9 protein-coding genes are annotated in these 13,892 nt (G+C 72.7%); 3 read left to right on the top strand and 6 right to left on the bottom strand.

Features of this window, described 5'->3' with window-relative positions:
* Nucleotides 1-7 precede the first annotated feature (7 nt).
* Nucleotides 8-3,715 (bottom strand): hypothetical protein, encoded by a 3,708-nt coding sequence (locus ACO06A_RS05930; protein ID WP_421735113.1) that lies wholly within the window; start codon nucleotides 3,713-3,715, stop codon nucleotides 8-10.
* Between the two features lie 109 nt (nucleotides 3,716-3,824).
* Between ACO06A_RS05930 and ACO06A_RS05935 the strand changes: the two genes are divergently transcribed.
* Nucleotides 3,825-4,076: a hypothetical protein gene (locus ACO06A_RS05935; RefSeq protein WP_421735114.1), complete on the top strand. Its 252-nt coding sequence runs from the start codon at nucleotides 3,825-3,827 to the stop codon at nucleotides 4,074-4,076.
* A 111-nt stretch (nucleotides 4,077-4,187) separates the two neighbouring features.
* Nucleotides 4,188-5,396, top strand: a complete 1,209-nt coding sequence (locus ACO06A_RS05940; protein ID WP_421735115.1) for an MIR domain-containing protein — start codon at nucleotides 4,188-4,190, stop codon at nucleotides 5,394-5,396.
* A 74-nt stretch (nucleotides 5,397-5,470) separates the two neighbouring features.
* On the opposite strand, the gene ACO06A_RS05945 is transcribed toward ACO06A_RS05940, so the two are convergent.
* The 4 genes from ACO06A_RS05945 to ACO06A_RS05960 form a co-directional block, all read right to left on the bottom strand.
* Nucleotides 5,471-6,925 carry a serine hydrolase domain-containing protein gene (locus ACO06A_RS05945; RefSeq protein ID WP_421735116.1) on the bottom strand — a complete coding sequence of 485 codons (1,455 nt, stop codon included), beginning with the start codon at nucleotides 6,923-6,925 and terminating at the stop codon, nucleotides 5,471-5,473.
* Nucleotides 6,926-7,015: 90 nt separating this feature from the next.
* Nucleotides 7,016-9,595: an ATP-dependent Clp protease ATP-binding subunit gene (locus ACO06A_RS05950; protein WP_421735117.1), complete on the bottom strand. Its 2,580-nt coding sequence runs from the start codon at nucleotides 9,593-9,595 to the stop codon at nucleotides 7,016-7,018.
* A 612-nt stretch (nucleotides 9,596-10,207) separates the two neighbouring features.
* On the bottom strand, nucleotides 10,208-10,813 hold the full coding sequence (locus ACO06A_RS05955) for a suppressor of fused domain protein (RefSeq protein WP_421735118.1): 606 nt from the start codon (nucleotides 10,811-10,813) through the stop codon (nucleotides 10,208-10,210).
* A gap of 79 nt (nucleotides 10,814-10,892) precedes the next feature.
* A complete protein-coding gene (locus tag ACO06A_RS05960; RefSeq protein WP_421735119.1) occupies nucleotides 10,893-11,690 on the bottom strand; it encodes an RHS repeat-associated core domain-containing protein in 798 nt (265 codons plus the stop codon).
* A gap of 170 nt (nucleotides 11,691-11,860) precedes the next feature.
* Between ACO06A_RS05960 and allB the strand changes: the two genes are divergently transcribed.
* The gene (gene allB / locus ACO06A_RS05965) at nucleotides 11,861-13,192 is read left to right on the top strand and encodes an allantoinase AllB (RefSeq protein ID WP_421735120.1); all 1,332 of its coding nucleotides are present in this window, start codon (nucleotides 11,861-11,863) and stop codon (nucleotides 13,190-13,192) included.
* A gap of 4 nt (nucleotides 13,193-13,196) precedes the next feature.
* On the opposite strand, the gene ACO06A_RS05970 is transcribed toward allB, so the two are convergent.
* A complete protein-coding gene (locus tag ACO06A_RS05970; RefSeq protein ID WP_421736022.1) occupies nucleotides 13,197-13,838 on the bottom strand; it encodes a YoaK family protein in 642 nt (213 codons plus the stop codon).
* Between the last annotated feature and the right edge of the window lie 54 nt (nucleotides 13,839-13,892).

Raw genomic sequence — 13,892 nt, forward strand, 5'->3', positions numbered from 1 at the left:
TCTGCGCCTACCGTCCGGACGGAACGTGGACACCCGTGCCGCCGGAGCCGTACTTCGCCACGTGCGCGTCCCAGCTCCTCGCGGTCGTGATGTCGTACCAGGTGTCGATGGACGGATCGAAGAAGTCCGGACCGGGCTGCTTGATCTCCGAGACGCCGAGATGATCGAGCCGCCGGTCACCCTGGATGGTCTCCTTCACGAAGCTGTCGATCCGCTCGCCGTAGAAGCGGGCCCGCGCCGATGCTTTGGCCGCGGGCGTCGGAGCCCGCTCGATCGCCGCCGTCTGGCTCTCGGTGAATCCTTCGGCGTTGAACCGTTCCTGCGCCTGGTCGACATGCTCGAGGAGAGCCTCGAGGGTCGCATCGGCCTTCGCCACCGGGGACTCGGGCGTGACAACCTCCCCCTCCCCGGTGGGGCGCTGGAACTCGGGACGTTCGCTGAGCCCTGACTCGAGCAGGTCGGCCTGGACGTCGCCGCCGCCCTCCGCCCGCTCCTGGAACTCGTCGAACTCGGCCTTGACCTGCTCCCCCGTGGACGGGGGCTCTGCCTCGGGCGACGCTCCGCGCTCACCGGGCACCGACTCCGGTGGGGCCGACTCGGGAACCGCCGCGGCGGGCTCGTTGACGGGAGCCGGTTCGGGACCGCCAGCCCCGCCGGCAGGCGCCGGCTCGGGACCACCACCTCCCCCCGCAGGCACCGGCTCCGGACCGGCCCCACCGGGGACGACGGGCTCGGGCCCGTGGCCGCCACCGAGCGGGCCCTCGCCCGCGGTCGCTCGCGGCGCCCCCTCGGCCGCGCTCCCGGGGAGCACCTCGAGAGGGGGCCGCGCCGGACCCACGTCCACCGGGCCGTCCGTCCCGGTGCCAGCGAGCACCTGCTGCTGCGGCTCGGTGCCGGGCAAGGCGTTGTCGTTCGCGGCGGTCCCCTGCGGCAGCCCGTTGTCGTTCGCGACCGGCCCCTCCGGGAGGTCCACCGGGCCGAGCTCGGGCGCAGGCTCTGGGGCTCCGCCTGCAGGCGTGGGCTCGGGGGCGGCGGTCGGCGCAGGCTCGGGTCCTCCGGCACCCGGCGCAGGCTCAGGCCCACCCGCCGGCACCGGCTCCGGGGCACCACCACCACCCGCCGGCACCGGCTCCGGCGCACCACCACCACCCGCCGGCACCGGCTCCGGCGCACCACCACCACCCGCCGGCACCGGCTCCGGCGCACCACCACCACCCGCCGGCACCGGCTCCGGCGCACCAGCACCACCCGCCGGCACCGGCTCCGGCGCACCAGCACCACCCGCCGGCACCGGTTCGCTGCCGGACCCCGCGCCCGCGCCCGGCGCAGGCTCACCGGGGGCTCCGCCGCCCCGTCCGGCGAGCAGCTTCCCGCCCAGCTCCATCGCCTTGGCCATGCCGATCTGCAACGCCATCGCGCCCGCGTTCTTGGCGTCCTCGGTCATCTGGTCCGAGTTCTGCTGGAGCTCGGTAGCGGTGCCGGCGGTCGCCGCGTCGATGAGGTTCTTGATGAACACGAGCCCGTGCAGGGTCAGCGCGATCGCGGCGGCCCACAGCGCCCACGGTCCGACGGTCGAGGCGACCGTCCCGCAGAACGCGATGATCGGCGCGAGCGCGACGCCGACGGCCCCGAACGAGAAGATCGACCCGATGATCGCCACCGCGGTGAGGATGATCCCGATCGACACGGCCAGCCCGGCGATCGACCCGAGCACGATGGTCACGCCGGTGGCGATGTCCGCGGAGGACTTGAGTGCGTTGCCCAGCGGGTCCTTGGCCCACTGCTCGGCGGAGAACAGGTTCGCGACGCCGGTCGCGATCGAGCCGACGCCGTGCACGACGCCCATGAGGGACATCCGCGGGTCGACGAACCCGCGCAGGATCGACAGGCCGAACTTCGGCAGGTCGGTCGAGCCGATCTCCTTGAACAGGTTCCGCCCCGTCAGGCGCAGCGCGATGCCCGCCTTCTGCGATGCGGAGAGCGTCTCGAAGTGGCCGCCGGCCTCCTTCTCGATCTCGGCGATCTCCGCCGCGCGCCGCGCGTCCTCCTCCAGCTTGTGCTTCTGGGCGTCGACGGCGTGCGGCGGGTCCTCACCGGTCAGCCAGGAGGGCAGGGTCTCGTTCACCGCCCGGGCGGGGTCGAGCGTCGTCCGGCCCTCGTAGCCCGCGCGCTGCACGGCGGCCCCTCGTCGGGCGGGCACGGGCGGGGGCGTCGACGCCATGCCGGCCACGTACGCCTGCTGGGATGCGGCGAGCCGGGCCTCGAGCTGCGCGGACACCGCGTGCAGGGACTCGCCCTGGGAGTCGAGGTCGGCCGCCTGCGCCCGGTGCGCCGCGGGCTGTGCGGCCATCCCGTCGAGACGAGCCTTGGCCGCTGCGTTCTGCCCCGCCAGCTCCTCTGCCTTCGCGTCGGTCTGGGCGATGGCGGCCTCGGTCGCGGCGACCTTGCCCTGCGTCGCGGTGTTCGACGCCTTCGCCTGCGCCGCCTCCGCTGCCAGCTGGCCCGCCCGCGCCTTCGTCTGGCCGATCGTCGAGTCGATCGATCCCATGTCGGTCCCGACCCGGGTCAGCTGCGAGCCCTGCTCTGCCGACTGCCCGGCCGCCTCCGCGTCCTCCGGCTGCTTGGACGCGTTCTCGGAGGCGAGACCCTTCGACTCGCTCGCCATCGGTCCGGACTTCTGTGCGCCCTCCTCGCTCTTGGCGGCGACCTCGGGCGCGCCGGACGCCACCGTGTCGGCCTTCTGCTGCGACACCTCGAGCGCGGCCTTGGCCTGCTCGACCACGCTGCGGCGGTGCGCACTGTGCCCCCGTAGCGCGACCACGCCGGCCTCGGCGTCGGCGACCCCGCTGCGCCCGGCCTGGAGCAACCCCTCGCTCTGGTGCGACTGGGCGCGCTCCTGGGCGGCGGCCGCGCGCACCTCGTGCGCCCCCGCCCGCAGGGCCTGGAGCTTGCCCGCCACCCCGGCGACCGCGGCCTCGACGGCCGGGTCGGCGGGAAGCTGGCGACCGCCCGCGTCCACCGTCGTGATCGCAGCGGGCGCCTCGACGGGTGCGGGCGGCTCGGGCGGCACCACCGCGGCGGCGGTCGCCGCCGCCGTGGCCGCACCCTGGGCCGCGGCGGTCGCCTCGCCGGCCTGCGCGCCGGGGCCGCCCGCGTCGCCGGCCGACGGCCCGCCGGTCGACTTCGCGTCCGCGACGGGAGTTGGCGGCTTCGCGGCCTCGGCCTTCGCCGCTGTCGCCGCGCTCGCGGTCTGCGACCGCGCACCGGACGTGTCCGGCGGCGCCACGGCACCGGACACCGCTCGGCGTTGCTTCGCCTTCTCGGCGGCGATCTCCTCGCGGCTGGGCGCGGCGGCGCGGTCGCCCTCGTCGCCCCCTTGCTCCGCAGCGCGGGCAGCCTTCGCCGCCTCGATCTGCTGCTGCGCCCGCGCCTCCAGCGTTCCGGCCATGTCCCGCTGCACGGTCGGTCGACGGCCGCGCATCAGCCGTACGACCGCCTCGTTGCCCGCCGACCGTTGGAGGCGCAGCAGGGTGGCACCGCCGACAGGTTGCTGCTCGGCGCGCGGCCCGGTCGGCAACCCGGCGTCGCGGGCGTCGAGCCCTGCCCGTTCGCCGCTCGCCGTCTCGCCCTCGGCCCGCCGCGCATCGCCGGACCGGGAGGCGTGCTCGGCGTCCGGTCCAGGGCCGTGCTGATCCGCGCGTGCCCCCGCACCCATCAGTTCAGCGTGCCATCGACCCGATCCGTGCCCCAGAGCCCCACCTGCTACCCGAAAGGGCAGCCTCGGGGCCGAGCCCGGGCAGTCCACCCCGTGCCACGATGTCGGGATGCCGGGCCCCGCTCGACGCCGGATCGACCTGATGCACCTGCCCGCGTGGGTGCGGTACCTGATCGCGCTGGCGGTGGTCGCGGTGGTCGTCGCCCTGGTGCTGGCGCGTCCCGGTGCGGCGCCCGGCGAGCCGGTCGGCTGGTACACGACGCTCGTCCTCGTCGGCGCGGTCGTGCTCCTGTGCTGGTGCGTCGGGTGGGTCGTGGTGCGCGTCGTGCGCACCGCCCGCCGGCGGCCTCCCGACGGGTGACCCTGACACCCGCGTATCTCACCCCGCCCCGTCGGCTCCTTCGTGGCACCCTCGACATGGACGAGGGTGCCGCTGGTCGGGGTGCGGCTCACGGGGACGAGAGGGATGTCGATGCCGGAGCAGGTCCTCCTCCGAGGGGCGGTCGCGTTCGACCCCGCCACCCACGGCTTCGCGTTCCCGAACGCGTTCGTCAACGAGGTGCTCACGCTGCCCAACGGAGCAAAGATCACCACGGCCGGCCGGTGCGGCGGGATGGCCTACGCGTCGCTGGACTACTTCCTCGCCGGGCAGCCGGTGCCGGCCTGGCGCGCCGACCTGTGGGCGCCGAGCCGCGTCCCGCCGGACGGGCACTGGCTCGCGCAGCTGTTCACCCAGCGGCTGCGGGACTCGTTCTTCACCGGGTCCGCCGCCAAGTTCGTCACCTGGTCCATGCACTCCGACGACGAGACCTGGGTGTTCAAGGGGGTCACGCGCTGGACCAAGGAGGAGGAGCTCCCCCGGCTGATGCGGTCCATCGACGCCGGCCGCCCGGTGGTCCTCGGGCTCGTCGTCGCGCGCACCCTCGCCGCGATCGGGGAGAACCACCAGGTCATCGCGTACGGGTACGAGCAGGACCGCGCCTCCGGGCGTACCACCCTGCAGGTCTACGACAACAACTCCGTGGGCAAGGTCGTCACGCTCACGTCCGACCGCGACCAGCCCGACTGGACCGCGTCCAACGGTCACACCTGGCGCGGGTTCTTCCTCCAGGACTACACGCCCCGGCGCCCCCGCGTCCTGACCAAGCGCCCACCCGGCGTCAAGGACCAGGTGTCCACCGGGGACACCGTGAAGCTCTCGCACGTGTGGACCGGGCTGACCCTGCACTCCCACGACCACCCGTACACCCATCGCGACACCGACGGCCTCCAGCAGGTCACGTGCTTCGGGGGTTCCGACGACAACGACCGCTGGCTGCTCGTCGGCACCGCGGGCACGCCCGCCGGCACCCCGCTGCGCGACGGGTCGGTGCTCCGGCTGCGGCACGTGTCGACCGGCCGGTGGCTGCGCAGCGCACACGGCATCCCCTCCCCGCTGACCCACCAGCAGGAGGTCAGTGCGATCGACACCCCTGACGACTCCGCCGACTGGCGCGTCGAGGTCATCGACGACCGCCCCTGGACCGCGGGCGCCCGCGTCCGCATCGTGCACGTGGCCACCGGCGCCGCGCTGCACTCCCACCGCGCCTCGGACCCCCGGCTGACCGCCGGCCAGCAGGAGGTCACCGGCTACCCGGAGCGTGACGTCAACGACTGGTGGACGGTCCTCGAGCTCAGCTGAGGGGGTTCCAGCCGTCGGTGCCCGCCGGGTACCTCGGTCACGACGGTTCACCGCCAGGTGAGACGCTTCGACGATCAGCCGACCCACACGTCGTCGACCGCCTGCACGAGCGTGCCGATCAACGGCGGGGCCGTCGTCGGACCGAAGGCCGCGTTCATCTCGCACCCCACCACCACGTCCTCGTCCGAGACGGTCATGGTCACCGTGGCCACGAACGGGGCCTCGACGAACCGCAGGGTCAGCACGTAGGTGTCCACCGACGTCCACGTGCCGCTGACCAGCACGTCCTCCGGCTCGCGCCGCCGCAGGGTGGTGCGGGTCAGCGCCGGCTCCGCGTGCCCGACCGTGACGATCACCGTGTCCTCGCCATGGTCCACCGTGAGGCGGTCCTGCTCCCTCCCGACCTCGAGGACCGCGTTGCGGATCTGGAGCGGGTGAGGCTCGAACGTGATCGTCCGGCCGCTGAGTCGCGCGGCCGTCGGCGAGGTCGGAGCACCAGCCGGCGGGTCGAGGCGCAGGCTCCCGAGCTGGTCAGCCAGGAGCGCGCGACCGTCGTCGTCGGCGGGGATAGGGGTGTCCGACAGCCCCGGCAGCAGGTTCTCCCAGACCAGCTCGAGCTGGTGGTGCATGTCCGCGACGCCCGACGTGGTCACCACGACGAGGTCCTGCGCGGGCAGCACCACGCAGAACTGCCCGAACGCGCCGTCCCCGCGATAGCTGCCGTGGCGTCCGCGCCAGAACTGGTAGCCGTAGCCCTGCGTCCAGTCGGGGTCGGGTCCGCCGTCGTTGGGCACCTGGGCGCGCGTCGCCTCGGCGACCCAGTCCGCCGGCACCAGCTGGTTCCCCTCCCAGATGCCGCCCTGGAGGTAGAGCTGGCCGAAGACCGCGATGTCTTCCGTGGTCGCGGACAGGCCCGAGCCTCCGGTATCGATCCCGTCGGGCGACTGCTGCCACGTCGCCCCCTCGATCCCCAGTGGCTCGAACAGTCGCGGGCCGAGGTAGTCGAGCAGCCGCTGGCCGGTGAGCTTCTGCACGATGGCCGAGAGCATGAAGGTGGCCGCGGTGTTGTACGCGAAGAACGTGCCGGGCTCGTGCTCCACCGGCTGCGCGAGGAACGACGCCACCCAGTCGGCGGTGGGGAACACCCGCTCGGTCGGGTCCTGCGCGTGCCCCGTCGTCATGGTCAGCAGGTGCCGGACCCGCATCCGCCGCAGGTTCGCGTCGGGAGTGGCCGGGGCCAGGTCAGGGAAGTGGTCCAGCACCAGGTCGTCGACCGTCAGCAGCCCGTCCGCCACGGCGAACCCCACCGCGGTCGACGTGACGCTCTTGCTCAGCGAGTACAGCTCGTGCAGCCGGTCGGGCGCGTACGGCGCCGCCCACCCCTCCGCGACGACCGCTCCGTGGCGCAGCACCATGAGCGAGTGCAGCTCCGGCCACCCGACCAGCGCATCGACCAGCCGGGACAGCGCCCGCGGGTCGACCCCCTGCTCCTCGGGCGTGGATCGGGGCAGGCGTCGGAGTCCGGGCATGCCCCCACCCTGTCACCGCCGACCCGCACGCGACGAACGCCCCGGTCCGCGAGGGACCGGGGCGTTCGTCGTGCGTGCGTGCGGTGCGGGTCAGCCCACCTGGGGCAGGGTGCCCGTGCCGCCGTCGCTGATGACCGGGCCCGCCGCGGGCAGGTCGGTGCCCGACCCCGGCGTGCCGTAGGAGACGCCGACCGGGACCGGCTCCGACGTGAACGCCCCGCGGGGGACGCCACGGAACGTGAACTCCCCGAGCAGACCCTCGCCCTCGGCGTCCACGATCACCAGCTGACCGGCCTTGAGCTCGCCGAACAGGATCTTCTCGGACAGTGCGTCCTCGATGTCCCGCTGGATGGCGCGGCGCAGCGGCCGAGCACCCAGGACCGGGTCGTAGCCCTTCTCCGACAGCAGCGTCTTGGCCGCGGGCGTGATCTCGATGTCCATGTCCTTGTCCCGCAGGCGCTTGGCCAGCTTGGCGATCATCAGGTCGACGATCGCGAAGATCTCCGGCTGGGACAGCTGCGGGAACACGACCACGTCGTCGACGCGGTTGAGGAACTCAGGCCGGAAGTGCTGCTTGAGCTCGTCGTTGACCTTGGACTTCATACGCTCGTACGACGTCGACAGGTCCCCGCCGGCCTGGAAGCCGGTCATGAGGCCCTTGGCGATGTCCCGGGTGCCGAGGTTCGTGGTCATGATGATCACGGTGTTCTTGAAGTCGACCACCCGGCCCTGCGAGTCGGTCAGGCGACCGTCCTCGAGGATCTGGAGCAGCGAGTTGAAGATGTCCGCGTGCGCCTTCTCGACCTCGTCGAAGAGGACCACCGAGAACGGCTTGCGACGGACCTTCTCCGTGAGCTGACCGCCCTCGTCGTACCCGACGTAGCCGGGGGGCGAGCCGAACAGCCGCGACACGGTGTGCTTCTCCGAGAACTCGGACATGTCGAGCTGGATCAGCGCGTCCTCGTCACCGAACAGGAACTCCGCGAGCGCCTTGGCCAGCTCGGTCTTCCCGACGCCCGTGGGGCCCGCGAAGATGAACGACCCACCGGGACGCTTCGGGTCCTTGAGCCCGGCACGCGTACGACGGATGGCCTGCGAGAGCGCCTTGATGGCGGCGTCCTGGCCGACGACCCGCTTGTGCAGGTTCTCCTCCATGTGGAGCAGGCGGCTGGACTCCTCCTCGGTGAGCTTGAACACCGGGATGCCCGTGGCGATCGCCAGCACCTCGGCGATCAGCTCCTCGTCCACCTCCGCGACCGCGTCGAGGTCGCCGGACTTCCAGGCCTTCTCCTTCTCCACGCGCTTGAGACCGAGCTGCTTCTCGGCGTCGCGGAGACGGGCTGCCTTCTCGAAGTCCTGCTCGTCGATCGCCGACTCCTTGTCGCGGCGCGTCTCGGCGATCTGCTCGTCGAGCTCGCGCAGCTCCGGGGGGGCCGTCATGCGGCGGATGCGCAGGCGGGCGCCGGCCTCGTCGACCAGGTCGATCGCCTTGTCCGGCAGGTAGCGGTCGTTGACGTACCGGTCCGCCAGGGTGGCGGCGGCGACCAGCGCGGCGTCCGTGATGGACACGCGGTGGTGCGCCTCGTACCGGTCGCGCAGACCCTTGAGAATCTCGATCGCGTGCGCCAGGTTGGGCTCGGCCACCTGGATGGGCTGGAAGCGCCGCTCCAGGGCCGGGTCCTTCTCGACGTACTTGCGGTACTCGTCGAGCGTCGTGGCCCCGATGGTCTGGAGCTCGCCGCGCGCCAGCATCGGCTTGAGGATGCTCGCGGCGTCGATGGCGCCCTCGGCGGCACCCGCCCCGACGAGGGTGTGGATCTCGTCGATGAACAGGATGATGTCGCCGCGCGTGCGGATCTCCTTGAGCACCTTCTTCAGGCGCTCCTCGAAGTCACCGCGGTAGCGGGAACCTGCCACGAGCGCGCCCAGGTCCAGCGTGTAGAGCTGCTTGTCCTTGAGCGTCTCGGGCACGTCGCCGCGCACGATGTCCTGCGCGAGGCCCTCGACGACGGCGGTCTTGCCGACGCCGGGCTCCCCGATGAGGACCGGGTTGTTCTTGGTGCGGCGGGACAGCACCTGCATGACCCGCTCGATCTCCTTCTCGCGCCCGATGACCGGGTCGAGCTTGCCGTCGCGCGCAGCCTGCGTGAGGTTGCGGCCGAACTGGTCGAGGACGGCGCTGCCCGAGGGCTGCCCCTCCTGCGGACCGCCGGCGGCGACGGGCTCCTTGCCCTGGTAGCCGGAGACGAGCTGGATGACCTGCTGCCGCACGCGGTTCAGGTCCGCGCCCAGCTTGTTGAGGACCTGGGCGGCGACGCCCTCGCCCTCGCGGATGAGGCCGAGCAGGATGTGCTCGGTCCCGATGTAGTTGTGGCCCAGCTGGAGCGCCTCGCGCAGCGAGAGCTCGAGCACCTTCTTGGCGCGCGGGGTGAAGGGGATGTGCCCGGAGGGAGCCTGCTGGCCCTCGCCGATGATCTCCTGCACCTGGGCGCGGACGGCCTCGAGCGAGATGCCGAGCGACTCCAGAGCCTTGGCTGCGACACCCTCACCCTCGTGGATCAGGCCCAGGAGGATGTGCTCCGTCCCGATGTAGTTGTGGTTGAGCATCCGTGCCTCTTCTTGGGCAAGGACGACCACGCGACGGGCTCGGTCCGTGAATCTCTCGAACATGTGCACTCCTCACGAGCTGCGTGCCGGCTCCCCTGGCTGGCGCACCGGGGGACGACGGGCGGCGGCGTTGTTCGATGCTAACGGCGGGGTGGGGCCGGAACTGCCTCTGTTCGCCGCAGGCGTGACGACGGCCCTGCGCCGTCACCCCTGAGGCGCAGCGGGCTCGTCGGTGTCGGCGACCTCGAGGCCGGCCGACCGCAGGATCTCTGCCCACGTCCGCGGCGCTTCCTAGGTAGGTGGACTCGGAGAAAGTCGGTCCCCGCACCCGGTCGCGTCGATGCTGGCCACCGCGTAGCCGTACTGCGCCGCGTGAAACCACGCCCGGGCCGCCAGTCGGCCGTCGCGCTTGGGCAGGCCGTTGTTGTGGGCCACGAGGATAAGCGGAGCCGGCACGGAGCCAGGTGTCCTCAGGGGTGCCGGGGATGTCGCCGAGGCGGAACTCGCGCTCGAGGACCCTGTCGTCGAGGAGCTGCGTAGAAGTGACGTGCGTGGTCGTACCTTTCGGGAGGCTGGTGAACAGCGCTCCCCGGGCGACCTACCGCCCCAGCATGGCCCCGGAGTGGAACGCCCATGTCATGGCGGATCACCATGGGATGGCTGCCGTCGAGCGCCTCAGACCACCGGCGGGCGCGAGAAGTCCATGAACTCGACGTGATACGTCTCGAAGAGCTCCTCCAGGCGTTCGTTGCCCTCCCGGCGGGCGAAATCCAGCTCCGACTGCGTGATCGGCATCAACCACAGCACCCGCGTGTGACGGCCGTTCCACTCCACGTACTCGAGGTCCTCGCCGTAGGGAAACGGCAGGCTCACCAACACGGCGTCCACCGTTGCCCCCGGCACCCAGGGCTCTCCGATGGGTAACCGATGCCCGAGGTCGAGCCTCTGGCTGCTCGGTCCGCAGTGGTAGTGGCTGTTCTCGGCCAGGTGCTGAACCATCCGGGGGTCCTGGGTCTCGGACGCGATGACGAACTCGACGTTGTGAGTCTCCCCGGTCATCGCCTCGCTCAACGAGCCGGCGGAGACGTAGGTCCAGAGCGGGCGAGAGGGCGTGGGCGCCACCTCGTAAGCAGTGAAGAACGGTGCGCGTGAACGCAGCGGCCCTTCCGACAGTGGAGCCTGTGGACTGATCTTCGCCTGGGCCCCGAAGAACCCGAGCAGGTGCCTCTCGATGGCGGCGGTCTCCGCGGCGGCGACGGACAGGAGGTCGGACGTCGCCATCACTGCCCTCTCGACGTCGTGCGGTAGTCCAGATCGTACCCACGGGCTCCGGACGCGGTGACCGACGCTGTCGGGACCATCACTGTCCGTATGGCCACCATTCGCCGGGCTTCCAGGACTGCGGCCACCACTCCCCCTCACCTTCGCCGAGCGGGCGATCCTGCTTGCTGCTGTTGCACGACCGGCACGCCCCGGTGAGGTTGCACTCATCGTTCACGCGGTCGCTGCGTGCTGCCTTGGTCTCTGTGGAGCCGCCGTTGTTCCAGTCGGCCTTCCGGGAGCCGATGTGGTCGAGCGTGTCCGCGTTGTTCTTCCCGCAGTATGCACACTTCGGTTGGCGCTGGAAGGTGTTGCTGCGCGCGGAGCTGGACGGCCTGCTGTACGAGCTCTGCGAGTACCCCGAGCTGAACATGGTGCCCGGCGACTCGCCCGCCTGCAGAGCCTGGCCGGCCGCGTACGACCCGCCGACGACCGCGCCGGCGGCCGTGACCCCGACGACCGCCTCGGCGGAGATGGCGGCCGTGGCTCCTACACCCGCGAGCACCAGCCCGCAGGGCTCGGCGACGATGCACGCGAGGCCGCCGATGACGGCAGCGCCGACGACGGCACCGATACCGACGCACGCCCAGAAACTGCACAGCCCCGACGGATCCGTGCCGTTGAGGGGGTTGCCGCTCACGTAGCCATAGCGGCTCAGGGTCCGGGCGTAGAGCGGGTCGATGGTCAGGAACTGCGCCGTCGACGGGTCGTAGTAGCGAGCGCGGAGGTGTACTACGGCGGCCAGTAGGGCCAGGACCCGCTCGCACGGACGACCAGCGTCGTCGTCCGTGCGAGCGGACCGCGGAGCGCCGTTCGCGGTGCACGGACGGGCAACCACGGCCAGTCGCTCGTCGCCCTGGGGCTCAGGCCGTCGGCGGCCGGGGAGTACGCGCCGCCGCCCGCCAAGCCGATGGCCGGTCTTCTGGCGGGCTTCGGGATCCGCGCGGACGCGCCCGCCGTCGTGCCGCTGCCCGTAGCCTGACGCAGCAGACGACCCGAGGAGCCGCCATGACCGAGCCCGACCTCGTCGTTCGCACGCGTCGCGCCTGGGTGGACGGGTCGTGGCGGGCAGCGCAGGTCGTGGTGCGCGACGGGCGCATCGCAGCGATCGACGTCCCCGACGACACCGTCGCCGTTGAGCTCGCCGACGACGAGGTGCTGCTGCCCGGTCTGGTCGACAGCCACGTGCACGTCAACGAGCCGGGCCGCACCGCCTGGGAGGGGTTCGCATCGGCCACTCGCGCGGCAGCAGCCGGCGGGGTCACCGCGCTCGTCGACATGCCGCTCAACTCCGTCCCGCCCACCACGACCGTCCGGGCGCTGGACGCCAAACGGGCCGCGACCGCCTACAAGCTCACGGTGGACGTCGCGTTCTGGGGCGGGGCCGTGCCCGACAACCTGGGATCGCTCGCGCCGCTGCACGCCGCCGGGGTCCGGGGGTTCAAGGCGTTCCTCACGCCGTCGGGCGTCGACGAGTTCGGGCACCTCGACGCAGCGCAGCTCGAGACCGCGCTGGCCGAGGTGGCCGCCCTGGGCAGCGTCCTGATCGTGCACGCGGAGGACCCGGCAGACCTGCGGGGCGACGGCGCCCTCGGCGAGCGGTACGCCGACTTCCTGGCCAGCCGGCCGGCCGCGAGCGAGCGGCACGCGATCGGTCGGGTGATCGACGCGATGCGCCGCACGGGAGCCCGCGCGCACGTCCTGCACCTGTCCGACGCCGGTTCGCTCGACCTGGTGCGCGCCGCCAAGGCGGAGGGCCTGCCGCTGACCGTCGAGACCTGCCCGCACTACCTGGCGCTGCGGGCCGAGGACGTGCCGGCCGCCGCCACGCAGTACAAGTGCTGCCCGCCCATCCGCGACGCCGGCAACCAGGACCTGCTGTGGGAGGCCGTGCTCGACGGCACGATCGACGCCATCGTCTCGGACCACTCCCCGTCCACCGCCGACCTGAAGAACGCCGACTTCGGACTGTCCTGGGGCGGCATCGCGGGCCTCCAGCTCGGGCTGTCGGTGGTGTGGACCGAGGCCCGCAGGCGGGGGATCGCCCTCGAGGCCCTGCTCCCCCTGGTCACCACCGGGCCCGCGCGAGTCGCCGGGCTGGACCTGGGCCGCCTGGCCGTCGGTGCGCCCGCGCACCTGGTCGCGTTCGCGCCCGACCAGGAGGGCGTCGTCGACGTGCACGCGCTGGAGCACCGGAACCCGGTCTCGCCCTACGACGGCGCCACGCTGGCCGGCGCCGTGCGGACCGTGTGGCTGCACGGGTCGCCGATCGTCCAGGCCGGAGCGGTGAGCGCCCCGGGGACCGGCCGCGTGCTCCTGCCGGAGGTCGCCCGTGCGTGAGCGGTCAGGCCTCGCGGTGCCGGTGCCCGAGCGCGGCCGCCACCAGCGCCAGCACCCCCGCGAACAGCATGCCCACGCCGACGCCCTGCTCGCCCCCGACCGCCAGCAGCAGCGCTCCGACGCCCGCACCCACCAGGATCAGGGCGACGGCGAGCGAGCGCCGAGCCCAGCCGTCCCCCGAGCCGCCGGCCAGCCGGCTGTCCGCCGCGAGGCCGGTGAGCGTGGAGGTCACCACCACGGTCGTCACGTCCTTGACGGCCAGGCGGCGCGCGCTCGCGGCCTGGAGCCCCATCGCGACGGCCAGCAGCGTGGTCACGACGAGCGCCCAGAGCGTGCCCTTCTGCGGGGGCTCGACCAGGGCGCCCACGCCGAGCGCGACCCCGAGCACCCCGGTGGCGGCGAACGTGCCGCTGGTGCGGTGCGACCAGCCGGCCGGAGCCGTCCGCAGCACGCGTCCGCCCACCGCGGCACCGGCCAGGAAGCCGACCAGCGCGAGGGTCGGGCCCGCCACCGGCAGGTCGTCGGCACCCGCGAGCGCCATGCCGAGGATGACCACGTTGCCGGTCATGTTGGCGGTGAACACGCGGTCCAGGCCCAGGTAGCCGACCGCGTCGACGATGCCGGTCGTGAACGTCAGAGCCAGCATGAGCACCAGGTGTCGGCGCGCGTCGTCCCAGGTCCTCACCGCGTCATCGTGGGG

The organism is Cellulomonas sp. (assembly GCF_965229465.1).
In the GTDB taxonomy this organism is placed as follows: Bacteria; Actinomycetota; Actinomycetes; order Actinomycetales; family Cellulomonadaceae; genus Cellulomonas.